The organism is Peristeroidobacter agariperforans, assembly GCF_004138335.1.
Lineage (GTDB): Bacteria > Pseudomonadota > Gammaproteobacteria > Steroidobacterales > Steroidobacteraceae > Steroidobacter > Steroidobacter agariperforans.
This window is the reverse complement of the sequence record NZ_RYFW01000002.1, coordinates 761,956-784,343: the sequence shown is the minus strand read 5'-3', so window position 1 is coordinate 784,343 and position 22,388 is coordinate 761,956. Positions and strand designations below refer to the sequence as shown.

Sequence of the window (22,388 nt, the reverse complement as noted above, 5' to 3'; positions counted from 1 at the left end):
GCGACCTCTGCCCTAACGTATTTATTCCGCGCCACTAACGGCGCGAGATCTCATGCCATGTCGACCGTCACCACCAGCATCGATTCCCGAGGCGTCGCAACGCTGACCCTCAACCGCCCGGAAAAACACAACGCGCTCGACGGCGCGACCATGGGCGAAATGGTTGCAGCGCTGACCCGGCTCGGCAGCGATCCGAAGGCGCGCGTCGTCGTGCTCACGGGCGCAGGCGCGAGCTTCTGCGCCGGAGCAGACATCGGCCACATGCGCTCGATGTTGAATTTTTCCGAAGAGCAGAACGTCGCCGACGCGCAGGTCCTGGCAAAGCTGCTGCGCAAGCTCGACGAATTCGAGCTGCCCATCATCGCGCGCGTCAATGGCAATACGTTTGGTGGCGGCGTCGGCCTCGTGGCCTGCGCGGACATCGCCATCGGCGCGGCCTCGGCCAAGTTCGCGTTGACTGAAGTGCGACTGGGCATCGTGCCTGCGGCGATCTCTCCTTACGTCGTCGAGGCGATCGGCAGCCGTCAGGCACGACGTTTGTTTCTCACTGCAGCACCCTTCACCGCCGGAGAAGCCAAAGACTTGGGCTTGTTGCATTTCACCGCAGCGCCCGAGCAGCTCGATCAACTCGTCAACGAGCAGATCGATCATTTGCTGCGCGGTGGCCCGCAGGCCGTGCGTGCGGCAAAACAGCTGGTGAAGCGCGTCGCACACTTCCACGATCGCGATGTGCTCGGCGATGAAACGGCGCGTCTGCTGGCGCGCTTGCGCGTCAGCCCCGAGGGCAAGGAAGGTCTGTCGGCCTTTTTAGAACGCCGCAAGGCGGGCTGGGTGCCCCAGGATTGATGGCCACCGTTGTCGTAATGAAACTGGCCTGCGGAATAAGTGCGCCGGCCTGGATTTATCGTGGTTTACCTCTTTGTGCAGCGCAAAATTCGGGGTAACATTCGAGCCCTTTGATCGAGTCTGGGGAAGCCAATGCAGCTGGACGGAAAGCTCGTCGCCATCACCGGCAGCGGTCGCGGCATCGGTCGTGCGATGGCACAGGCATTCGCTCAGAAGCGCGCGAATCTGGCGCTGATCGATCTCAATGCCGAGGACCTCGCACAGACCAAGGCGCTGTGCGAATCCGCTGGCGTCCGTGCCGGGACTTATGTTTGTAACGTCACGAGCGAGCAGGACGTCGAGAGCGCGCTCGATCGGATCGTCAGCGACTTCGGCCGCCTCGATGTGATGATCAACAACGCCGGCATCACCAAGGATGCGCTGCTGGTCAAAGTGCAGGACGGCAAGGTGGTCGGCAAGATGTCCATGGATCAATGGCGTGCCGTCGTCGATGTAAATCTCACAGGCGTATTTCTCGGCGCGCGCGAAGCCGCTGCACGCATGGCCACGCTGGGCAATGGCGGCGTCATCATCAGCACCTCGAGCATTTCCCGCGTCGGCAACATGGGTCAGTCGAACTACTCCGCCACCAAGGCCGGCGTAGTTTCAATGACGGTAGTGTGGGCAAAGGAGCTCGCGCGCTACGGCATCCGCACCGGCGCGATCGCTCCGGGCTTTACGCGCACCGAAATTCTCGACACGATGAAGCCCGAGATGATCGAGCGCGCCGTCAGTGCCGTGCCGCTGCGACGCATGGCGGAACCGGCCGAAATGGCCCACGCCGCTATCTTCATCGCGGAGAACGATTATTTTTCCGGCCGCGTCATCGAAGTCGATGGCGGCCAGAGACTATGACGTCAGGACCGAAACCGGGCGTGTCGACTACCTTGACCGCAACGAATGCGATGGTCGTAAGACCAAGTCGATACGAAGATTTGAGTTAGAGGGGTACACATGAAGTTGAATGAAGTGCGAGCCGTCATCACAGGCGGCGCCTCGGGCCTCGGTCACGCAGTCGCGCAGCGACTGATCGCTGCCGGTGGCAAAGTCACATTGCTCGATGTGAACGAAGCCGCTGGCCAGGCCGCGGCGAAAGCGCTCGGCAGCAGCGCGTTCTTTTCAACCGTGGATGTCACCAATGAAGCCGGCGTAGACGCCGCCGTGGCCAAGGCCAAGAGCGACATGGGCGGCTTGAATCTCGCCGTGAATTGCGCGGGCGTCGCCTGGCCCCGTCGTATCGTCAACAAGGAAGGCGCCATGCCCGGCGACTTCTTCCGCAAGGTGGTCGAGATCAATCTGGTCGGCACGCTGCTGGTCGCGAAGGCCGCCGCCGCGCAGATGGGCACGAACACCCAGAACGAAGAAGGCGAGCGCGGCGTGATCGTGATGACCGCGTCGGTCGCTGCGTTCGACGGCCAGATCGGCCAGGTCGCCTACTCCGCGTCCAAGGCCGGCGTCGTCGGCATGACGCTGCCGATGGCGCGCGATCTTTCGACCGCCGGCATTCGCGTCATGACCATCGCTCCGGGCATCTTCAAGACGCCGATGATGGCGTCGCTGCCGCAGGAAGCGCAGGACTCGCTCGGCAAGCAAGTGCCGTTCCCGCCGCGCCTGGGCCGTCCTGAAGAGTACGCCGCGCTGGTCGCCCACATCTGCGAGAACTCGATGCTGAACGGCGAGGTCATCCGTTTGGACGGTGCGATCCGCATGGCGCCGAAGTAATAAAAGTTACGCTCAACAAAGACGAGACGCGAGCGGACACAGCCCACGAGACTCAGCCATGACCGAACGTGAAGTAATGGAATATGACGTCGTGATCGTCGGCGCCGGCCCTGCGGGGCTGGCCTGCGCGATCCGGCTCAAACAGCTCAAGCCCGATCTGAACATCTGCGTGCTGGAAAAGGCTTCGGCCGTGGGCGCGCACTCGCTGTCGGGCGCAGTGCTGGAATCCGGCCCGCTCGAAGCGCTGCTGCCGAACTGGCGCACCGAGTACACCGGCATGAAAGTGCCGGCGGCCGAGGATGACGTGCGGCTGATGACGCGCACCGGCTCGTTCAAGCTGCCGAACTGGGCGGTGAATCTCTCGCCCATGAACAATCATGGCAATTTCATCATCTCGCTCGGCCAGCTGACGCCCTGGATGGCTGCGCAGGCCGAGGCGCTCGGCGTCGATATCTTCCCGGGCTTTGCGGCCGCAGAAGCGGTGTTCGACGAGAACGGCGCAGTCAAAGGCGTGCGCATCGGCGACATGGGCATCGAGAAGAACGGCGAGCCCGGCCCGAACTACACGCCCGGCGTGGAAATTCACGCCGGCACGACCGTGCTGGCCGAAGGCTCGCGCGGCTCGATGTCCAAACAACTCATCGCCAAATACAACTTGCGCGACGGCGTCGATCCGCCGACGTTCGGCTTGGGCTTCAAGGAACTGTGGCAATTGCCGCCGGGCCGCGTGAAGCCGGGACGCATCGAGCACGCATTCGGCTGGCCGCTCGACACGGCAACGTATGGCGGCAGCTTCCTGTATCACCTCGACAACGATCGCGTGTACGTCGGCTACGTGGTGGGCTTGAACTACAAAGATCCGCGACTGAAGCCGTTCGAGGCGTTCCAGCAGTTCAAGAATCATCCGCGTATCAAGCCGCTGCTCGAAGGCGGCGAGATCCTCGCCGCGGGCGCACGCACGATTGCGGCGGGCGGCTATCAATCCCTGCCGCGCCTCGATATGCCGGGCGCCATGCTGATCGGCGATGCGGGCGGCACGCTCAATGTCTTCAAGATCAAGGGCATTCACCAGGCGATCCGTTCCGGCGCGCTGGCGGCTGAACACCTGGCCGAGCAAGGCAAGACCACGGGGTTCGACGCCCGCTGGCGGAACTCCGCTGGACACCGCGAATTGCACTCGGTGCGCAACTTCAAGCCGGCGTTCAAGCGCGGGCTGTACTTTGCGATGGTCAATGCCGGTATCGAATCGCTGCTGAAGGGCAAGGTGCCGTGGACGCTGCGCAATACCGCAGACTGGTCGTCACTGGAGAAGCTGAGCGACTATGCGTCACCGGATCGCGGCTGGGGCGATCGCACACTGCCACCGCGCGACCGTCTGGCGTCGGTGTTCTTCGCCGGCAACGTGCACGACGAAGCGCAACCGGCGCACCTGAAGGTGCTGGACACGTCGATCTGCGTCACTCGCTGTACCAAGGAATATGGAAACCCTTGCCAGAACTTCTGCCCGGCCGGCGTGTATGAAATGGTCGATGACGGCCAGGGCGGCCGGCGCCTGCAGATCAACGCGGCGAACTGCGTGCACTGCAAGGCCTGCGACATCAAGGACCCGTACGAGATCATCAACTGGACCACGCCCGAGGGTGGTTCCGGCCCGAACTATCAGAATATGTAGTCCAACGTTCGCGGCGGGTGACTGACATGGAACCCGCCGCGAAACCGATCTGGACTCCCTCCCCCGAGCGCATTGGCAAAGCCGCGCTCACCCGCTTCTCACATTACGTGCACGAGCGCTACAAAGCGCCCGTGCACGATTACGCGTCGCTGCACCACTGGTCGGTGGAGTTTCCCGAGCACTTCTGGAACGCGGTGTGGGATTTCTGCGAGATCCGCTGCTCGCAGTCCGCCCAGCAGACCATCGTCGACGGCACTCGCATGCCGGGCACCCAGTGGTTCGTCGGCGCGCTGCTGAACTACGCCGAGAACCTGATCCCGATCGGCGACGATTCGATTGCCATCATCTTCCGCAACGAAAGCGGCGAGCGTCGCGAGCTGACGCGACGTGAGTTGCGCAATGAGGTCGCCCGCGTTGCGGCCGGCTTGCGAGCCGCCGGTGTGAAGCTGGGCGATCGCATCGCCGGCTACCTGCCAAACATTCCCGAAACCATCATCGCGATGCTGGCTGCCACCAGCCTGGGCGCGATCTGGTCGTCATGCTCGCCGGATTTCGGCGCGAGCGCAGTCGTGGATCGGTTTGGACAGATCAAGCCACGCGTTCTGTTTGCCACTGACGGTTATCAGTACGCGGGCAAACGCATCGATTGTCTGCCGACCATCGCCGCCGTGTGCAAGCAGATCTCCAGCATCGAGCGGGTCGTGCTCGTGCCTTACCTGAACGCGGACGCGAAGGCCGATCAGGTACCGCACGGCGTCCTGTTCAAGCTGTTCGGCAAGGCCGGCGCGAAGCTCTCCTTCACGCAGCTGCCGTTTGAGCAGCCGGCGTTCATTCTGTATTCCTCCGGCACGACCGGCGCGCCCAAGTGCATCGTGCACAGCGCCGGCGGCGCCCTGCTCCAGCAGATGAAAGAAAACATTCTGCACTTGGACATGGGCGCCGGGGATCGTTATTTCTATTTCACGACCTGCGGCTGGGTGATGTGGAATGCGCTGGCGAGCGCCCTCGCAACGGGCGCGACGATAGTGCTGTTCGATGGCGCGCCGTTGCAGCCGGATCCGAAAATCCTGTGGCGCCTGGCGGCCGAGGAGCGCGTCACGATATTTGGCACCGGCCCGAGATTCCTGACCACCTGCGAGCAGCAGGGCCTGCGACCGCGCGAGGAGTTCGATCTGAGCGCGCTACGGACCGTGATATCGACCGGCGCGCCGCTCGGCCCGGCGGGTTATCGATACGTCTATCGGGACGTGCACCCCGACGTGCAGCTTTCATCCATTTCCGGCGGCACCGACCTCATGGCGTGCTTCGGCGCTGCCTGCCCGGTGCTACCGGTGTACGAAGGCGAGATTCAGGCACTCGGTTTGGGCATGAACGTCCAGGTGTTCGACGAGGCGGGCAAGCCGCTGATCGGCCAGCAAGGCGAATTGGTGTGCACCCGCCCGTTCCCGTCCGTGCCCGTCGGCTTCTGGGGCGACACGCAGACCGATCGTTTCGTGACCACGTATTTTTCGCGCTATCCGAACGTCTGGTGGCACGGCGACCTGGCGACCGTCACCTCGCGAGGCAGCCTGATCGTGCACGGCCGTTCCGATGCCGTGCTGAATCCCAGCGGCGTGCGCATCGGCACGGCCGAGCTGTATCGCCAGCTGGAGCAGATCGAGGAGGTGGTGGAGTCGGTCGCGATCGCTCAGGAATATCGGGGCGATGTGCGCATCCTGCTGTTCGTCCGGCTCCGCGACGGCTTGACCCTCGATGAATCCCTGCGCGACAAGATCTGCCGGACCATTCGCGACAACACCTCGCCGCGCCACGTGCCGTCCAAGATCATCCAGGCGCCGGACCTGCCCCGAACGCTCAACGGCAAGCTGGTGGAGCTGGCGATCCGCGACGTGGTCCACGGCCGCATGCCCAAAAACCTCGCTGCCCTGGCCAATCCTGAATCGCTGGACTTCTTCAAGCGCCGGCCGGAACTGAAGGACTGAACCGAAAGCCCCGCTCCGGTACTATTGGCGCCGAACAGGACGATTCAAAAAGCTCGAGCAGTGCCCGACCACCCTACGCCCGCGACCACCGTCGCCGCCCTCTACGAAATCGAATGCGCCCGCCTCGGGTATCAGCGCGATCCCGTGCAGGAGCGCGTCGTCGCGCACCTGGACGACTTGCGTCAGCGCCTGCTGGCGCCGCAGCCCCGATCAATAGTGAGGGGCGGCCTGCTCAAGGGCTTGTTGTCCTCGCGCAAGGAACATCAGCTGCACAAAGGCCTCTACATCTGGGGCGGCGTGGGCCGGGGCAAGACCTGGCTGATGGATCTGTTCTATCAATCCCTGCCGTTCAAGGACCGCCAGCGCAGCCATTTCCATCGTTTCATGCAGTCGGTACACGACGAGCTGAAGAAACATCAGGAGCGCGCCGACCCGCTGGAGCTGATCGCGGACAAGATCGCGAGAAAGACCCGCATCATCTGCTTCGACGAGTTCTTCGTCTCCGACATCGCGGATGCGATGCTGCTGGGGACCCTGTTCCGTGCCTTGTTCGATCGTGGCGTCACTCTGGTGGCAACCTCGAACGTGCCGCCCGACGATCTCTACAAAGAAGGTCTGCAGCGCGCGCGCTTTCTGCCGGCGATCAAACTATTGAAAGAGAACACGCAGGTCATCCACGTCGACAGCAAAACGGACTATCGGCTGCGCCTGCTGGAAAAGGCGACGACCTGGTTCGATTCGCACGACGCGAGCACCCCGCCCGCGCTGGTGAAGCTGTTTGAAGCGATGGCTGGCGAGCCTGGCGCCGTCGATGCGACGCTCACTTTGAATCATCGCCGCTTGCACGCGAAGCGCCACGCCGGCGATGTCATCTGGTTCACGTTCAAGGAACTGTGCGACGGCCCGCGCGGCCAGGCGGACTACATCGAAATCGCCCGCTGCTATCACACGGTGTTCATCAGCGACATCCCGTCGCTCGGCGTGGAATCCGAGAACCAGACGCGTCGTTTCATCACGATGGTCGACGAGTTCTATGACCGTGCGGTGAAATTGATCATTTCAGCCGACAAGCCGGTGACGGATCTGTATCACGGCGCAAAGCTGAAATTTGAGTTCGAGCGCACGCGGAGCCGGCTGATCGAGATGCAGTCGCAGGAATATCTGGCGCGACCGCATCAGGCCTGAAACAAACGCCGCGCTCGAGGCTCAGCCATCAGAGGGGGAACTGACGCGAGCCCCGAGCACGGACCCTCAACCAAACTTCAGCCCGACAGCGCCATCGTCCGCTGCGGCATGAACTGCGCCTTGCGGCGCGTTTCCGCACTCTCCATCGCCCGGGCTGCGGCGCCCATGTCACCGCCCAGCTCCATGACACGCGCAGTGAGCTGCCAGTTGGATGGGCTCGACGGCTTCAATTGAGTGCGCTCTGCAATCAGCGCACGCGCGAGCCGGATCTGATCCGAACGCAGCGCCGATTCCACCAAGGTGAGATGAATCAGATCGCGCTGTGCATTACTGCCACCGAAACGGCTCGCAATGGTTCGAATCGGTTGCAGCTGACGCACCACCTCGGAATAGTTGCCCTCGGCAAACGAAACCAGCGCCTGCGCCAGTGGCAGCCCCACATCGCGCGTCATCATGGCGTTGGTATCCGCGCCGCTGCACTTCTGCTCCATCGCGGCGATGGTCCGCCGCGCCAGGTCCATTCGCTGCGCGCCAACGAACGCCATCACCGCGTGCGCATCGTTGAATGCGTAGTAGGCGTGATCGACGAACGGCTCCCAGCAACTGGCCAGCGTACGCCAGCGATCGCCTACATCGATGCCGCGCAACTGCAGACGCCAGAGCATCGCCGACGCGTCGAGCATTTCCAGCGGCACCTGCGAGGGCGCTGGCCGGATCCGGCGGTCATAAAGATCCAACACCTGAGCGACATTGCCCGCGTCCAGATGAAACAACCCAAGGTGCCACCAGTTGTGGAACGCCAGGCCGTTGTCGTCGGCCCAGTCCCGCTCACGCGATGTGAGGAAATCGATGCCCTCGCGGATGCGGCCTTGCATCTCCATCACGTGGGTCACGGCGTGCACACCCCAGGCGTCGATCGGATTGATCTCGAGGGCGCGACGGCCGACGTCTTCGGCGCGAGAGTACAACCCCGTCTCCTCCAGGCCGAACGCATACATTCCGAGGACATAGTTGTAGCCCGGCGCGCTGGTGTCCCATTCGGGCAACACCTGGGCCACGCGATCGCGCAGCATGGTGCTGGAACCGTTGAAGAAATCACCGACGTGGGCAACCTGCAGCGCCAGCAGGTCCCGTGGATATTCCAACAGGATCTCGCCGTAACGGCGCACCGAGCCGGCGAAATCGCCGTGCAACCAGGCTCGCGCCGCGGCAGCATGCGCCCGCTCACGTTCGTTAGCCCGGCGACCCAACGATTCGATGGCTTCGATGCTCTCTGTAAGCAGTGGCGCCACCATGCGGTCGGTCGCCATGATCATCAGCCCGGCGCGCAGACAATGCCCCATGGCGAAGTCCGGATCGCTCTCCAGCGCGGCCTGAATCGTGGCCAACGGGTCGAGCCGGTAGCTCACCGACAGTTCCAGCGCCTGCTCGAACTGCGCCAGCTGTGCGGTGCTGCGGGTGGAAACCGGGCAACCGCGCGAATCTCGAAGCGACATGGGGGCCTCCTCTACGTTGTGGAACATATTTGTAGGCCCCCTGCGTGAGCTGAAAGTCTCGACAGCCGTGAAAAATGCGTGAAAATGGCGACCCTGGCGCTGGATAACAACAACATCGGACCGGGTCTGCCCGTGAGTGAACTGACGCTACAAGTCTTGGGCTCGTTTCATGTCCGCGACGCGAGCGGCGGCGAAGTCCGTATTGCCTCCCGCAAGGGGCGCGCCCTGCTCGCCTATCTGGCCTTGCGTCCCGGTGAATCTCACAGCCGCGACCGGCTCGCAAATCTGCTTTGGGAAGATGCCGACGAAGAACTGGCTCGCACCAGTCTGCGCCAGGCTCTCGCCGCCCTCAGAAAAGCTCTGCCGACGGGCGCGCAGGCGGCACTGCTCGCCGACACCGAATCCGTGGGCGTCGATGCCGGGTTGTTACAAAGTGACATCGTGGCCTTTCGCAACTCTCTCCTCGCCGGCACGCGCACTTCGCTGCAGGAGGCGATCAATCACTACCGCGGCGATTTGTTAGATGGCTTCGACGCGCGCTCGACCGCCTTCGATGAATGGCTGAGCAGCGAACGCGGCGTCTTGCGCAAACAAATGAGCGAAGCCCTGCAGCGCCTTACCGATCTGTGCATGGCCGCCGAGGACAACGACGGAGCATTGACCGCATGCGTCAAGCTCGTCTCTCTGGAGCCGCTCAACGAACCTGCACACCGTCGCATCATGGAACTGCAAGCGAAGCGCAATTCCTATGCAGAAGCCTTACGACAATACCGTGTGTGTCGCGATGTCTTGCGTCGTGAGCTGGATGTGTCGCCCGAAGCGGCCACTGAAAACTTATATCGGGAGTTGATGCGCAAGCGGCGTGCGGCCGTCGCCGAGCCGGCCGATGGCGAATCGTTCATTGATGAGTCGGTCGATGCCACCCCCGCACCGGCCGCACGCCAGGAGCTGCGACCGAGCCTGCGCGACGCGACGATTTTCGTTGCGCGACTCGAAGGCTTGTTGGAAACCGAAGCCCGACTCGACCCCGAAGAAGCGCACCTGCTCTCGAACGAGTTTCAATGTCGCGTGCAGAGCGCGGCACAGGAATTCGGCGGGCTCACCGACCGGCGCGTCGGCTCGAATGTCATGGCCGTCTTCGGTATTCCGCACTCCTATGGCAACGAAGCCGAACGGGCCGCTCGCGCCGCGTTGATGTTACGAGACATGGTGACTGCGAAGCCCTGGCCCGTAGCTTGCGCACTGGCGCTACGCATCGGCATCGCGCAGGGACAAATCCTCTGCGGCAGCGAAGTGTTTCCTCTGAGCGGGCGTCCGACGCACGAAGCGCACACGCTGGCTGCTCAAGCGCAGGACGGCGAGGTCTTGATCTCGGAAGAGATCCGCCAGTCGCTGGGTGAGCGCGTCAGTACTCAGCGCGTCGGCGCGGCGCTGCAGGCGCATTCCGAACCTGTGAGTGCCTGGTCGCTGAATGCCATCGGCGTCGATGGCGCCGCGACGGCCCAGCCATTCGTCGGTCGCCGTCCTGAGCTGGCAATGATTCTTGCCTCGCTCGATCGATGTATGTCTAGCCGCCACGGACGCGCCATCGTCGTGCGGGGCGAAGCGGGCATCGGCAAGACGCGACTGGTCGCTGCGGTCCGTGATGCTGCCATCGAACGCGGCGTCGGCGTTCACTCGGCACAGATTTTCGACTTCGGTCAGTCCCCTGGCCGGCGTCCGATCACGACACTGGCGCTGAGTCTGCTCGGCATTCGGCCCGACGCGCCCGCCGCCGAGCGCAAAGCGGCCGTGCAACGAATGGCGGCGCTGACAGGCGGCAGCATCCATCAAATCATCTTCCTCAGCGATCTGATCGATGCGCCACTGGAGCCGGAACTGGCGGCGCTGGAAAAAGCGATGGAAGTCGCCACTCGTCAGCGTGGCCGGACCCTCGCGCTCGCGCAAATCATCGAAGCGGCCGCCCAGCGCTCGCCGCAACTGCTGATCGTTGAAGACGTGCATTGGGCCGACACCGATGAACTGGCGCGGCTCGGCGAGATTGCGGCGGTGGTCGCCAATTGCCAGATCCTGTTCATCATGACGACGCGTCCCGAAGGCGATCCGATCAGCGCAAGCTGGCGCGCCCGAGCACGCGGCTGCCCGGTGACGACTGTCGACCTCGCCCCGCTGGCCGAAGACGAAGCGCAGGAGCTGGCGGCGCATTACCCGGAGCTGTCGAGCGAAACGATTCAGGAATGCATCGTGCGCGCCGAAGGCTATCCATTGTTTCTGGATCAGCTGCTGCGCTCGGCCAGCGCCGGGCAACACACGCTGCCCGGGTCGGTGCGCTCGTTGGTGCTGTCACGCGCCGACAGTTTGTCGGAGCTAGATCATCGGGCTTTGGAAGCCGCTGCAGTGCTGGGTCAGCGCACCGAGCTGGCGACCGTCCGTCGCATGCTCGAAGACGACAGCTACGAGCCCGAAAAACTCATCGCCACTACCTTGGTTCGCAGCGACGGCGTCGAGGTGGAGTTCGCACACGCGCTGTTTCGTGATGCCATCTATGAGTCGACGTTGAAGTCGCAGCGACGCGCATTGCACCGTGTAGCGGCGGATTGGTATGCGACGCGCGATCTTTCGTTGCACGCCGAGCACCTGGCCGCCGCCGACGACGATGGCGCGGCCGAGGCTTATATCAAAGCGGCCGAAGCCGAGCGCACGGCCCTTCGTTACGAAAGCGCGCTCAACCTGGCCAACAAGGCGAGCGCCGTCGCGCGTGAGCCAATGATGCTTCATCGCACCAGCGTGCTGCTCGGCGAGTTGCTGTTACACCTGGGGCGCACTCACGACGCACTGGCGGCGTATCGCGAAGCATTGGATTTCTCGATCGATCAGACTGGTCACGGCACCGCCTGGTTGGGTATCGCTTCGGCCCTGCGCGTGATGGATCGTCATGAAGAGGCGCTCGATGCACTGGAACGAGCGCAGAGTCTGTTCGCCGAAACGGCGGATGCGCAGACTCGCGCCCGCATGAGCACGCTCCACGGCAATCTTTGTTTTCCGCTCGGACGCTTCGACGATTGTTTGCACGCCCATCAGCAGGCGTATGAGTATGCGCAACAAGCCAACTCCCCGCTCGAGCTCGCGCGCGCCTTGGGTGGGCTCGGCGATGCCTATTACCAGCGCGGCAGCTTGCTGACGGCACGCAAACATTTCGTGCAATGTGTAAAGGAAGCCCGTGAGCACGGCTTGATCGGCGTGTTGCTCGCGAACCTTCCGATGGTCGGCATCACACAGGTGTATTGCGGCGAAGTCGCCGCGGGTCGCGGGAGTCTGCAGGAATGCCTGGAGATCGCGCGCCGCGTCGGAGACCTGCGCAGCGAGCTCATCTCGGTGGTGTGCCTCACCGCCGGTTTGATCCTGCAGGGTAAGAATGAGGAGCGCAGCAAGCTGGCGGCGCAGGCGCTGCAGCTAGCGAAACAACTGGGCGCACGCCGCTTTCATGCCGAGTGTCTGGGAATTCTTGCCAGCTGCATGACGCAGCCGGAAGTTCGCGATGAAGGATTACGGCTGGTCGAGGAAGGTTTGCAGCTCAGCCGCGAAATGGGCATGTCTTACTGCGGGGCTTCGCTGCTCGGAATTCTGGCGAGACTGACGCCAGATCCGGCGCGACGTGCGGCGGCGCTGGCGGAAGGAGAAGCATTGCTGGCCTCAGGCTGTGTGAGCCACAGCTATTTCGAGTTCTACCATCACGCGATGGAAGTGAGCATCGAACAAAGCGCCTGGCCAGCAGCACGCCGTTACGCCAACGATCTGGCCGTGTACACCGCGATCGAGCCTCTGGCGCCGACGAGTTTGCAGAGCGCGCGTGCCCGCCTCTTGGCCGACGTGGGCGAAAACATTATTACGCCGCGAACGCTTTCGGAGCTGGAAACATTGAAACAGCGCTGTCGCCAGATGGATGCGGTGGCGCTCGTTCCCGCCATCGACGCAGCGATCGCGCTGGTCGATCGAGCGCCCACGGCGTAAAAGAAAAGGCCTTCCGACGCGGAAGGCCTTTGTTTGGATCTTACGATTGATACGGCGCGCCAGTCTTCGCCTTCACTTCCTCGGCCGTGACGCCCGGCGCCAGCTCCACGAGCTTGAACGGCGATTTGCGATCCGGGCGCGCGAACACCGCGAGCTCCGTGATCAGCATGTCGACGACGCCCGCGCCGGTCAGCGGCAGATCGCACTTCTGCTTGAACTTCGGCGAGCCGTCCTTGGAGGTGTGTTCCATCACGACCACGACTCGCTTCACGCCGGCCACCAGATCCATCGCGCCGCCCATGCCCTTCACCATCTTGCCGGGCACCATCCAGTTCGCGAGATCGCCAGTCGCGGACACTTCCATGCCGCCGAGGATCGACAGGTCGATGTGACCGCCGCGGATCATTCCGAAGCTGTCGGCCGAAGAGAAGTACGAGGAGATCGGCAGCTCGGTGATGGTCTGCTTGCCGGCGTTGATCAGGTCGGGATCCTCTTCGCCTTCGAACGGGAACGGCCCCATGCCGAGCATGCCGTTCTCCGACTGCAGCACCACTTTCATTCCCTGCGGAATGTAGTTGGCCACCAGCGTCGGAATGCCGATGCCGAGATTCACATAGAAACCGTCTTTCAGTTCACGGGCCGCGCGGGCAGCCATTTGATCGCGAGTCCAGGGCATATGAGTAACCTATGAATTCTGTTGAGTGGGAGGCCGAGCGTCAGGCGGCAGTGCGCTTGCGCACCGTGCGCTGCTCGATGCGCTTGACGTAGTCCGTGCCCTTGACGATTCGCTGCACGAAAATGCCCGGCGTGTGGATCTGATCGGGATCCAGCGTGCCCGCCTCGACCAACTCTTCCACTTCGGCAATCGTGATGCGGCCCGCAGTCGCCATCATTGGATTGAAATTACGCGCGGTCTTGCGATAGATGAGATTGCCTTCGGTATCGCCCTTCCACGCCTTCACGATCGACAGGTCCGCGGTCAGGCCCGTTTCCAGAATGTATGTATCGCCGTTGACGACGCGCGACTCCTTGCCCTCGGCGACCAGGGTGCCCGCGCCCGTGCGCGTATAGAAACCGAAGATGCCCGCGCCGCCGGCGCGAATGCGCTCCGCCAACGTGCCCTGCGGATTGAATTCCAGCTCCAGCTCGCCGGCGAGGTACTGCCGCTCGAACTCCTTGTTCTCGCCGACGTAGGAGGAAATCATTTTCTTGATCTGGCGCGTCTTGAGCAGCATGCCCAAGCCGAAGTCATCGACGCCGGCGTTGTTGGAAACGACGGTCAGCCCTTTCGCCCCCGAGTCGCGCAACGCCAGGATCAGGTTCTCCGGAATGCCGCACAGGCCGAAGCCGCCGGACATGACGGTGAGCCCGTCGCGCACCACCCCCTCGAGAGCCGCGCGGGCGCTCGGATACACCTTCGATGCATTTGTCATAGAAATAGCTCGAGCCAGCGTTGAAACGGACCGGCATTGTACCTGCCGCTTTGCCGCACAGCACTGCTCTGCAGACTTGATGCACCATGCGCCGCGGTGGGACGCGACCCAATGGCTGATTTTTGCGGCAAAAGGCCGCCCCTCGCCGGTTCCGCCGCCCGGATTGCCCGGGCGGCGGCGAGGTTATAACTGGATGACGTCCGCGCTCAGGCCGCGTTGGCGTCCGAATCCGGGTCGTAGCCCAGGTTCGGCGATAGCCAGCGCTGCGCTTCCTCCAGCGAGATCTTCTTGCGCGCCGCGTAGTTCTGCACCTGATCGAAATCGATCTTGCCGACCGCAAAGTAATGCGAGCCGGGGTGCGACAGGTACCAGCCGCTCACGGCCGCGGTCGGGTACATCGCGAACGACTCGGTGAGCTTCATGCCCGCGTTCGCTTCCGGATCCAGCAGCTTCCACAGCGTCGCCTTCTCGGTGTGATCCGGGCAGGCCGGATAGCCCGGCGCCGGCCGAATGCCGCGATACTCTTCCTTGATCAGCTGATCGTTGGTGAAGCGCTCCTCGGGCGCATACCCCCAGAATTCGCGGCGTACACGCTCGTGCATGCGTTCGGCGAACGCTTCGGCGAAGCGGTCCGCCAGCGCCTTGAGCATGATGCTCGAATAGTCGTCGTGCGCCTTGGCGAAACGCTCCAGGTGCGGCTCGATGCCGATGCCGCCAGTCACCGCGAACGCTCCGATGTAGTCGCAGCGGCCAGAGGACTTCGGCGCGATGTAATCCGACAGCGCATCGTGCGACTGGCCCGCCGGCTTGCCCTTTTGCTGGCGCAGGAAGTGCAGCTTCGTGAGCACGCGGGTACGCGACTCGTCCGTGTAGATCTCAACGTCGTCATCGTCGACGCTGTTCGCCGGGAACAAGCCGATGACGCCACGCGCGGTGAGCCAGCGCTCACGCACGATTTGTTTCAACATACGGCGGGCATCGGCGTACAGATTGCTGACCTGCTCGCCGACCACGGGATCCGTGAGAATGTCCGGGAACTTGCCGCCGAATTCCCACGCATTGAAGAACGGCATCCAGTCGATGTAACGGGTCAGGTCTTCGAGCGAGAAGTCATCGAACGTACGGATGCCGAGGAACTTCGGCACCGGCGGCGCATACGAGTCCCAACCGCCGTTGAATTTGTTCGCTCGCGCTTGCGCAATCGTCAGCTGCGGCGCTTTGATCTTTTTGCCGGCGTGCTGCTCGCGTCGAACCGCATGCTCGGCCTTCGTCTTCTCCACGAAGTCACGACGCAACGCCGCCGTGACCAACTGCTGACAGACGCCGACCGAGCGCGACGCGTCCTTCACGTACACGACCGGTCCTTTGTACTGGGGATCGATCTTCACCGACGTGTGCGCCGGCGACGTGGTCGCACCGCCGATCAGCAGCGGCTGCTCGAAGCCTTGACGCTGCATCTCGCGCGCCACGTGGACCATCTCGTCCAGCGACGGCGTGATCAAGCCCGACAGACCGATCATGTCCGCGTTCTCGCGGCGAGCCGTCTCGAGGATGCGCTCGGCCGGAACCATCACGCCCAGATCGATGACCTCGAAGTTGTTGCACTGGAGCACGACGCCGACGATGTTCTTGCCGATGTCGTGCACGTCGCCCTTCACCGTCGCGAGAATGATCTTGCCGTTGGTCTTGGAGACGGCCCCCGACTTGGCCTTCTCTTCCTCGATGAACGGAATCAGGTGCGCGACTGCCTTCTTCATGACGCGCGCCGACTTCACGACCTGCGGCAGGAACATCTTGCCGCTGCCGAACAGGTCGCCGACGACGTTCATGCCGTCCATCAGCGGGCCTTCGATGACGTGCAGCGGCCGCTCTGCCTTCTGCCGCGCCTCCTCCGTATCGACGACGATGAACTCGTCGATGCCTTTGACCAGCGCGTGCTCCAGTCGCTTTTCCACCGGCAGATTACGCCACGCCAGATCTTCGGCCTTCTTCGCGCCGACTTCGCCCTTGAAGCGCGCAGCGATTTCCAGCAGGCGCTCGGTTGCGTCCGACCGGCGATTCAAAATCACGTCTTCGACGCGCTCGCGCAGCTCGGGATTGATGTCCTCGTAGATGGCCAGCTGACCGGCATTGACGATGCCCATCGTCATGCCGTTCTTGATAGCGTGATACAGGAACACCGAGTGCATCGCCTCGCGCACCGGGTCGTTGCCGCGGAACGAGAAGGAAACGTTGCTCACGCCGCCGCTGATATGAGCGTGCGGACAGGTCTTTCTGATCTCGGCGGTGGCTTCGATGAAGTCGACCGAGTAGTTGTTGTGCTCCTCGATGCCGGTTGCCACCGCGAAGATGTTCGGATCGAAGATGATGTCTTCGGGCGGGAAACCGACTTTCTCTGTCAGCACCTTGTACGAGCGCTGGCAGATCTCGACCTTGCGCTTGACCGTGTCGGCCTGGCCGGTCTCGTCGAACGCCATCACGACCACAGCGGCACCATACGCACGCACTTTCTTCGCGTGCTCGATGAACGCCGCCTCGCCTTCCTTCAAGCTGATGGAGTTGACGATGCCCTTGCCTTGAATGCGCTTCAGACCCGCCTCGATCACCGACCACTTGGACGAGTCGATCATGATGGGCACGCGCGAAATGTCCGGCTCGGACGCGATGAGATTCAGGAAGCGCACCATCGCGGCTTCCGAGTCCAGCATGCCTTCGTCCATGTTGATGTCGATGACCTGCGCGCCGCTCGCCACCTGCTGACGGGCGATATCGAGCGCGGCGTTGTAATCGTCCGCTTCGATGAGCTTGCGGAACTTCGCCGAGCCCGTGACGTTGGTGCGCTCACCGACATTCACGAACAAGCTGTCAGGCCCGATGTTCAACGGCTCGAGACCGGACAAGCGAGCGCGTTTCTCCAGCACGGGTGGCTTGCGCGGCTTGACGCCCTCCACCGCTTCGCGAATGTGCTTGATGTGATCGGGCGTCGTGCCACAGCAGCCGCCGACGATGTTCACGAAGCCGCTGGTTGCGAACTCCTTGACGAGTTCGGCCGTCTCGCACGCGTGCTCGTCGTACTCACCGAAAGCATTCGGCAAGCCGGCGTTCGGGTACGCACTGACGTAACAATCGGCAATGCGAGACATCTCTTCGATGTACGGACGCAGCTGCTTCGCGCCGAGCGCACAGTTCAGGCCGACAGCGAGCGGTTTTGCATGGCTCACGGAGTTCCAGAACGCTTCGGTCGTCTGACCGGACAGCGTGCGGCCCGACGCGTCGGTGATCGTGCCGGAAATGATGATGGGAATGTCGATCCCCGCCTCATCGATCGCCTGGCGCGCGGCGTAGATCGCGGCCTTCGCGTTGAGCGTGTCGAAGATGGTCTCGATCAGCAGGATGTCGACGCCAGCTTCGATCAACGCACGCGCGCCGATCAGGTAAGTGTCCGACAGCTGGTCGAAGTCGATATTCCGGAACGCCGGGTCATTGACGTTCGGCGAGAGCGAGGCGGTGCGGTTCGTCGGCCCCAACGCGCCGGCGACGAACTTCACCTCACCGGTCTTGGCGAAATATTCATCCGCCGCTTCGCGCGCCACTTTGGCGCCGGCCAGATTGATCTCGCGCACCAGGTGTTCCATCTGGTAATCGGCCTGCGAGGAATAGTTCGCCGTGAACGTGTTGGTCTCGACGATGTCCGCGCCCGATTCCATATATTTGGTGTGAATGGCCTTGATGATCTCCGGCCGCGTCAGCACCAGGACGTCGCTGTTGCCTTTCAAATCGCACGGCCAGTCCTTGAACCGTTCGCCGCGATAATCCGCCTCGGTGAGCTTGTAGCCCTGAATCATGGTGCCCATGCCGCCGTCGAGCATCACGATGCGCTCGGTCAACAGGCGCCGCAGGGTGGCAATTCGTTCAATGCGATTCATATCTGTATTCCCTTCGCTCAACCCGCAGCCGCCTGCGCCAACACCGGCCGCACGCCGAGCGCATGACAAATGGCATAGCTCATCTCGGCCCGGTTCAAGGTGTAGAAATGGAACTCTTCGACGCCGTGCTTCTGCAGTTCCTGCACTTGCTCGATCGCGACCGCCGCGGCGATCAGGCGACGCGTATCTGCATCGTCATCGAGACCGTCGAAACGATGACTCAGCCAATCAGGCACGCTCGCGCCACAGCGCTGCGCCATGCGCAACATCTGCGGGAAGCGCGTGATGGGAAGAATGCCCGGCACGATGCTGGCTTTGATGCCCGCAGCCGCACACTGGTCTCGAAACTTCAGAAACAATCCGGTATCGAAGAAGAACTGCGTGATCGCGCGATCCGCACCGGCGTCGATTTTCGACTTGAGATTCGTCAGCTCGAACGCCGCGCTCGGCGACTCGGGATGCGGCTCGGGATAGGTCGCGACCGAGATCTCGAAATTGGCAACCGACTTCAAGCCTTTCACCAGGTCGACGGCGTATGCGAACCCTTCCGGATGCGGGACGTACTTCGTCGTGCCCTGCGGCGGATCGCCGCGCAACGCCACGATGTGACGAATGCCGTTGGCCCAGTAGTCACGCGCGATATCCAGAATTTCTTCGCGGGGCGCGCCGATGCAGGTCAGATGCGGAGCGGCCGTCAGCGACGTGTTCTTCTGGATCTTGGTAACGATGTTGTGTGTGCGTGCGCGCGTCGAGCCGTCGGCGCCGTAGGTCACGGACACGAACCGAGGCTGCAACGGAGCCAGCCGTTCGACTGACTCCCACAGCGTCTTTTCCATCGCCTCATCCTTAGGCGGAAAGAACTCGAACGACACCGTGGGACGGCCGCGCAGTTTGCTCAGGCTGTTGCCGATCTGGTCCTTGAGCTTCTCGACTGACATGTTTCTTTCCTCAGTTCCTTTCGATAAGGAGGCGCGGCCTCATGCCGCCGCCGTGCTGCGCGCCACGCGCCGGCCGATTGCCACCAGCAGATGCCCTGCTTCGGTGTCGACGGGGCGTACGCGGGAAACTTCCAACCCTGCCTTGGCAAACCAGTCGCGCAGAGTGGAGATGGGATTGGCGGAAAACGCTGAGCTCAGCGAGTCGAAGTCTTCGATGATTACGGCGCGACCGCCGTGCTTGAGCGTTCGTGTGATTTCAGCAAGCGCCACGAGCGGTCGATCCGCACCTGCCAGCACTCGCTCGGCGACGACGGTATCGAACAGCGGCGCAGCGAATGGCAGGTCATACATGTCGCCTCGCTGCAGCTCGCAGTGGCTCAGCCCCGCGCCGTGTACTTTGGTTCTTGCGAGGCGCAGCGCTTCACTTGAGATATCTACGCCGACCGCACGCGTTGCTTTCGCGCCGAGGAGCTGGAGCATGTGGCCCGAGCCCGTACCCACATCGAGCAGCGCGCCGATCGGCTCGCTCGCCAGTTCCTCGAGAACGGTGGCATCTACCACATCAGACGCCTTCTCGAGCGACTCTCCCTCAGCGAGATGATCCGCCGCGAGGCGACCCCGCTCGGCGATGACCTCCTCCATACGGCGGCGGTCGCGGCGGAGAACGTCATCTTGTTCATCGACCAATGCGAGCAGCTGCCAGACGGTGTCTCGCGCCTCACCCGAGGCCGGAGCGCGGTAGTACACCCACAGCTGCTCACGAAATCGATCCAGCAATCCAGCGTCGCAGAGCAGCTTCAAGTGCCGGGAGACGCGCGGCTGGCTCTGCCCGATCACCTCGCAGATCTCACCCACCGTCAGCTCCGCCCGCGCCAATAGCGCAAGCAGCCGCAACCGAGTGGGCTCGGCAGTAGCTCGTAGCGCGGAGACGGCGGCTAGAAAGCTCGGCATTCCGATGTCAGTGACTTAAGGATATAAAGATATCTTTATATGGACGGGCGACACTATACGTGAGGCTCAGGGGCGCTGTCACTGCTAGCGGCACGATCCGTGAGGCAGCTCACGAGCCCTTGAGGGCTAATTCCTTACTAAACAATGGTCTAACTTCGGACGGTCAGTGCGTGAAGTCGTTGATCACTGTGATGCCAGTGCCGCGAAAAGAGTCCATAGCGGCGAGCACGGCGGGCGCCGCGGCCAGGGGGATGGTCTTTTCGACGAGGAGCTGTGGCTGCACGCGGCCGGTGAGTATGAGGTCGAGCATGGCGCCGTAGCGATGGGCCTGCATGCCGTGGCTGCCCATCACCTGCAATTCCTTGGCGATCACCAGTCCCATCGGCACCGGTGGGTCCGCATGCGCCCCGAGCATCAGCCCGACTTGGACGTGGCGGCCTTGCGGCCGCAGGCACGCGATCGAGTTGTAGCAGGTGACGCGGTTGCCGAGCGCATCCATCGAGACGTGCGCGCCGCCGCGGGTGTGCTCGAGGATTTCGGCTTTGACGTCGGCATTTGCGAGCACGCCCACCTCAGCACCGAGGCGTTTGGCGAAGTCGAGTTTCGTTTGATCGATATCGACCGCGATCACCCGCGCGCCCATGGCATTCGCGATCATGATGGCGGACAGCCCCACTCCTCCGCAGCCGTGAATCGCCACCCACTCCCCCGGCTGCACCCGCGCCTGATCGACAATGGCCCGGAATGACGTCGCGAACCGGCAGCCCAGGCTGGCCGCGGTCACGAAGCCGATGGAGTCGGGAAGTTTGACGAGATTGATGTCCGCGTAGTCGATCGCCACGAACTCCGCGAACGAGCCCCAAGCTGTGAAGCCTGGCTGAAATTGCACAGCGCAGATTTGCTGCTGGCCTTTCGCGCATTGTTCACAGCGACCACAGCCACTCACGAACGGGACGGTGACTCGATCGCCCACTTTGAAGCGCGTGACATCCGCGCCGGCTGCGGCGACGACGCCGGCTAGTTCATGGCCAGGTATGTGAGGAAGTCGGATGTCCGCGTCGTGCCCGATCCAGCCGTGCCAGTCGCTACGACAGATCCCGGATGCCTCGACTTTGATAACCACGCCGCCCGCCGCCGGAGCGGGATCGCGAACGTCAACGCAGTTGAGCGCGCCACCGAATGTTTCGAAGAGGACGGCTTTCACGAGACGGCGTCAGTGCCTTCGCTCCGGCGCGTCAGTCGTCGGCGTCGCTGCGTGGGCGAACAACTGCTCCACATCGACCGAATCGAATCGATACGCCCGATTGCAGAAATCACAGCGCACTTCGACGTGGCCCTGCTCGGCCAACACCGAGCGCACTTCTTGCGCGCCGAGCGCCTTGAGCATGCCGACAACACGTTCGCGAGAGCAGCGGCACTTGAAGAAGACCGGCGCCGATTCGAACAAGCGCACATCGTCTTCCGCGAACAAGCGACGCAGAATGTTTCGATCGCTCAGCGTCTGCAGCTCTTCGGGCTTCAACGTGTCACCGAGCAACTGCACCCGGTTCCACGCATCCTCGATCTCCGCCCGATTCATTTCATGCGCGCGCGAGCCGACAGTGCGTGATTTCACAGAGTCATCCGACAGCCTCTGCAACAACAACCCCGACGCGCCGTGCTCATCCGCGTGCAGCCACAACCGCGTCGGCAGCTGCTCGGACGTTTCGAAGTAATTGCGCAAGCAATCCGACAGCCGCTCGCCATTCAACGGCACGATGCCTTGATAGCGCTGGGACAAATCCTCGTTCTCGACCGTAACTGTCAAGCTGCCTTCGCCCGACAACGACGCGAGGTCCGGCCGAAAGTCTGCATCCTTGTAACGAGCGACCGCCCTCACGCCCAACGCATCCGAGCACTGCGCCAGCATCAGGTGCATCGGCCCCTGCCCCTTGAGCTGCAAACTCAGCATGCCATCGAATTTCAACGTGGCCGCGAGCAGCACCGAAGCCGCGACCGCCTCACCGAGCGTGTCGCGAATGACGGGGGGATATTCGCGATGCTCGAGCAATGCGCGCCACGATGCGTCGAGATGGACGATGTGGCCGCGAATCGGATAGTGCTCGAACAGGAATCTGTGCAGGCAATCGCGATCGTGCATGACAGGTGTAGTGGCCGGGGTGACAGGAAGGCGGATGATGTTACTCA

General features: G+C 62.9%; 15 protein-coding genes. 7 read left to right on the top strand and 8 right to left on the bottom strand.

What is annotated here, in order from left to right; all coding sequences use genetic code 11:
- The first annotated feature begins 57 nt into the window (after positions 1 to 57).
- From EK373_RS17430 to zapE, 6 genes are all read left to right on the top strand, one after another.
- The gene (locus EK373_RS17430) at positions 58 to 846 is read left to right on the top strand and encodes an enoyl-CoA hydratase-related protein (RefSeq protein WP_129645001.1); all 789 of its coding nucleotides are present in this window, start codon (positions 58 to 60) and stop codon (positions 844 to 846) included.
- A gap of 132 nt (positions 847 to 978) precedes the next feature.
- Positions 979 to 1,740, top strand: coding sequence for an SDR family oxidoreductase (locus EK373_RS17425; protein ID WP_129645000.1), 762 nt, complete (start codon positions 979 to 981; stop codon positions 1,738 to 1,740).
- Positions 1,741 to 1,839: 99 nt separating this feature from the next.
- Positions 1,840 to 2,607 carry an SDR family NAD(P)-dependent oxidoreductase gene (locus tag EK373_RS17420; protein ID WP_129644999.1) on the top strand — a complete coding sequence of 256 codons (768 nt, stop codon included), beginning with the start codon at positions 1,840 to 1,842 and terminating at the stop codon, positions 2,605 to 2,607.
- Between the two features lie 58 nt (positions 2,608 to 2,665).
- Entirely contained in the window at positions 2,666 to 4,279 is a 1,614-nt protein-coding gene (locus EK373_RS17415; protein WP_129644998.1) for an electron transfer flavoprotein-ubiquinone oxidoreductase, read from the top strand.
- 26 nt (positions 4,280 to 4,305) lie between these two features.
- Positions 4,306 to 6,261, top strand: a complete 1,956-nt coding sequence (locus EK373_RS17410; protein WP_129644997.1) for an acetoacetate--CoA ligase — start codon at positions 4,306 to 4,308, stop codon at positions 6,259 to 6,261.
- Positions 6,262 to 6,321: 60 nt separating this feature from the next.
- Complete coding sequence (gene zapE / locus EK373_RS17405) at positions 6,322 to 7,446, top strand: cell division protein ZapE (protein ID WP_129644996.1); 1,125 nt, start codon at positions 6,322 to 6,324, stop codon at positions 7,444 to 7,446.
- Between the two features lie 77 nt (positions 7,447 to 7,523).
- Here the strand turns inward: zapE and EK373_RS17400 are convergent, their stop codons facing one another.
- The gene (locus tag EK373_RS17400; protein ID WP_129644995.1) at positions 7,524 to 8,942 is read right to left on the bottom strand and encodes a tetratricopeptide repeat protein; all 1,419 of its coding nucleotides are present in this window, start codon (positions 8,940 to 8,942) and stop codon (positions 7,524 to 7,526) included.
- An 84-nt stretch (positions 8,943 to 9,026) separates the two neighbouring features.
- Between EK373_RS17400 and EK373_RS17395 the strand changes: the two genes are divergently transcribed.
- Positions 9,027 to 12,953 (top strand): BTAD domain-containing putative transcriptional regulator, encoded by a 3,927-nt coding sequence (locus tag EK373_RS17395; RefSeq protein WP_232831183.1) that lies wholly within the window; start codon positions 9,027 to 9,029, stop codon positions 12,951 to 12,953.
- Positions 12,954 to 12,993: 40 nt separating this feature from the next.
- Here the strand turns inward: EK373_RS17395 and EK373_RS17390 are convergent, their stop codons facing one another.
- The 7 genes from EK373_RS17390 to hslO all read right to left on the bottom strand — a co-directional run bounded on the left by EK373_RS17390 (position 12,994) and on the right by hslO (position 22,341).
- Positions 12,994 to 13,629 carry a 3-oxoacid CoA-transferase subunit B gene (locus EK373_RS17390; RefSeq protein WP_129644993.1) on the bottom strand — a complete coding sequence of 212 codons (636 nt, stop codon included), beginning with the start codon at positions 13,627 to 13,629 and terminating at the stop codon, positions 12,994 to 12,996.
- Positions 13,630 to 13,669: 40 nt separating this feature from the next.
- On the bottom strand, positions 13,670 to 14,386 hold the full coding sequence (locus EK373_RS17385) for a CoA transferase subunit A (RefSeq protein WP_129644992.1): 717 nt from the start codon (positions 14,384 to 14,386) through the stop codon (positions 13,670 to 13,672).
- A 206-nt stretch (positions 14,387 to 14,592) separates the two neighbouring features.
- Entirely contained in the window at positions 14,593 to 18,312 is a 3,720-nt protein-coding gene (metH, locus tag EK373_RS17380) for a methionine synthase (RefSeq protein ID WP_129644991.1), read from the bottom strand.
- A 17-nt stretch (positions 18,313 to 18,329) separates the two neighbouring features.
- Positions 18,330 to 19,250: a methylenetetrahydrofolate reductase gene (gene metF, locus EK373_RS17375; protein WP_129644990.1), complete on the bottom strand. Its 921-nt coding sequence runs from the start codon at positions 19,248 to 19,250 to the stop codon at positions 18,330 to 18,332.
- A gap of 39 nt (positions 19,251 to 19,289) precedes the next feature.
- A complete protein-coding gene (locus EK373_RS17370) occupies positions 19,290 to 20,201 on the bottom strand; it encodes an ArsR/SmtB family transcription factor (RefSeq protein WP_129644989.1) in 912 nt (303 codons plus the stop codon).
- A gap of 163 nt (positions 20,202 to 20,364) precedes the next feature.
- Positions 20,365 to 21,405, bottom strand: coding sequence for a zinc-dependent alcohol dehydrogenase family protein (locus tag EK373_RS17365; RefSeq protein WP_129644988.1), 1,041 nt, complete (start codon positions 21,403 to 21,405; stop codon positions 20,365 to 20,367).
- A gap of 9 nt (positions 21,406 to 21,414) precedes the next feature.
- Positions 21,415 to 22,341, bottom strand: coding sequence for an Hsp33 family molecular chaperone HslO (hslO, locus tag EK373_RS17360; RefSeq protein WP_129645898.1), 927 nt, complete (start codon positions 22,339 to 22,341; stop codon positions 21,415 to 21,417).
- Positions 22,342 to 22,388 lie beyond the last annotated feature (47 nt).

Coding starts and splice junctions, on each gene's coding strand:
- EK373_RS17410 (WP_129644997.1), top strand. CDS start 4,306: ATGGAACCCGCCGCGAAACCGATCTGGACTCCCTCCCCCGAGCGCATT.
- EK373_RS17425 (WP_129645000.1), top strand. CDS start 979: ATGCAGCTGGACGGAAAGCTCGTCGCCATCACCGGCAGCGGTCGCGGC.
- EK373_RS17430 (WP_129645001.1), top strand. CDS start 58: ATGTCGACCGTCACCACCAGCATCGATTCCCGAGGCGTCGCAACGCTG.
- EK373_RS17420 (WP_129644999.1), top strand. CDS start 1,840: ATGAAGTTGAATGAAGTGCGAGCCGTCATCACAGGCGGCGCCTCGGGC.
- EK373_RS17390 (WP_129644993.1), bottom strand. CDS start 13,629: ATGCCCTGGACTCGCGATCAAATGGCTGCCCGCGCGGCCCGTGAACTG.
- EK373_RS17395 (WP_232831183.1), top strand. CDS start 9,027: ATGGCGACCCTGGCGCTGGATAACAACAACATCGGACCGGGTCTGCCC.
- metF (WP_129644990.1), bottom strand. CDS start 19,250: ATGTCAGTCGAGAAGCTCAAGGACCAGATCGGCAACAGCCTGAGCAAA.
- EK373_RS17385 (WP_129644992.1), bottom strand. CDS start 14,386: ATGACAAATGCATCGAAGGTGTATCCGAGCGCCCGCGCGGCTCTCGAG.
- EK373_RS17415 (WP_129644998.1), top strand. CDS start 2,666: ATGACCGAACGTGAAGTAATGGAATATGACGTCGTGATCGTCGGCGCC.
- metH (WP_129644991.1), bottom strand. CDS start 18,312: ATGAATCGCATTGAACGAATTGCCACCCTGCGGCGCCTGTTGACCGAG.
- EK373_RS17400 (WP_129644995.1), bottom strand. CDS start 8,942: ATGTCGCTTCGAGATTCGCGCGGTTGCCCGGTTTCCACCCGCAGCACC.
- EK373_RS17370 (WP_129644989.1), bottom strand. CDS start 20,201: ATGCCGAGCTTTCTAGCCGCCGTCTCCGCGCTACGAGCTACTGCCGAG.
- hslO (WP_129645898.1), bottom strand. CDS start 22,341: ATGCACGATCGCGATTGCCTGCACAGATTCCTGTTCGAGCACTATCCG.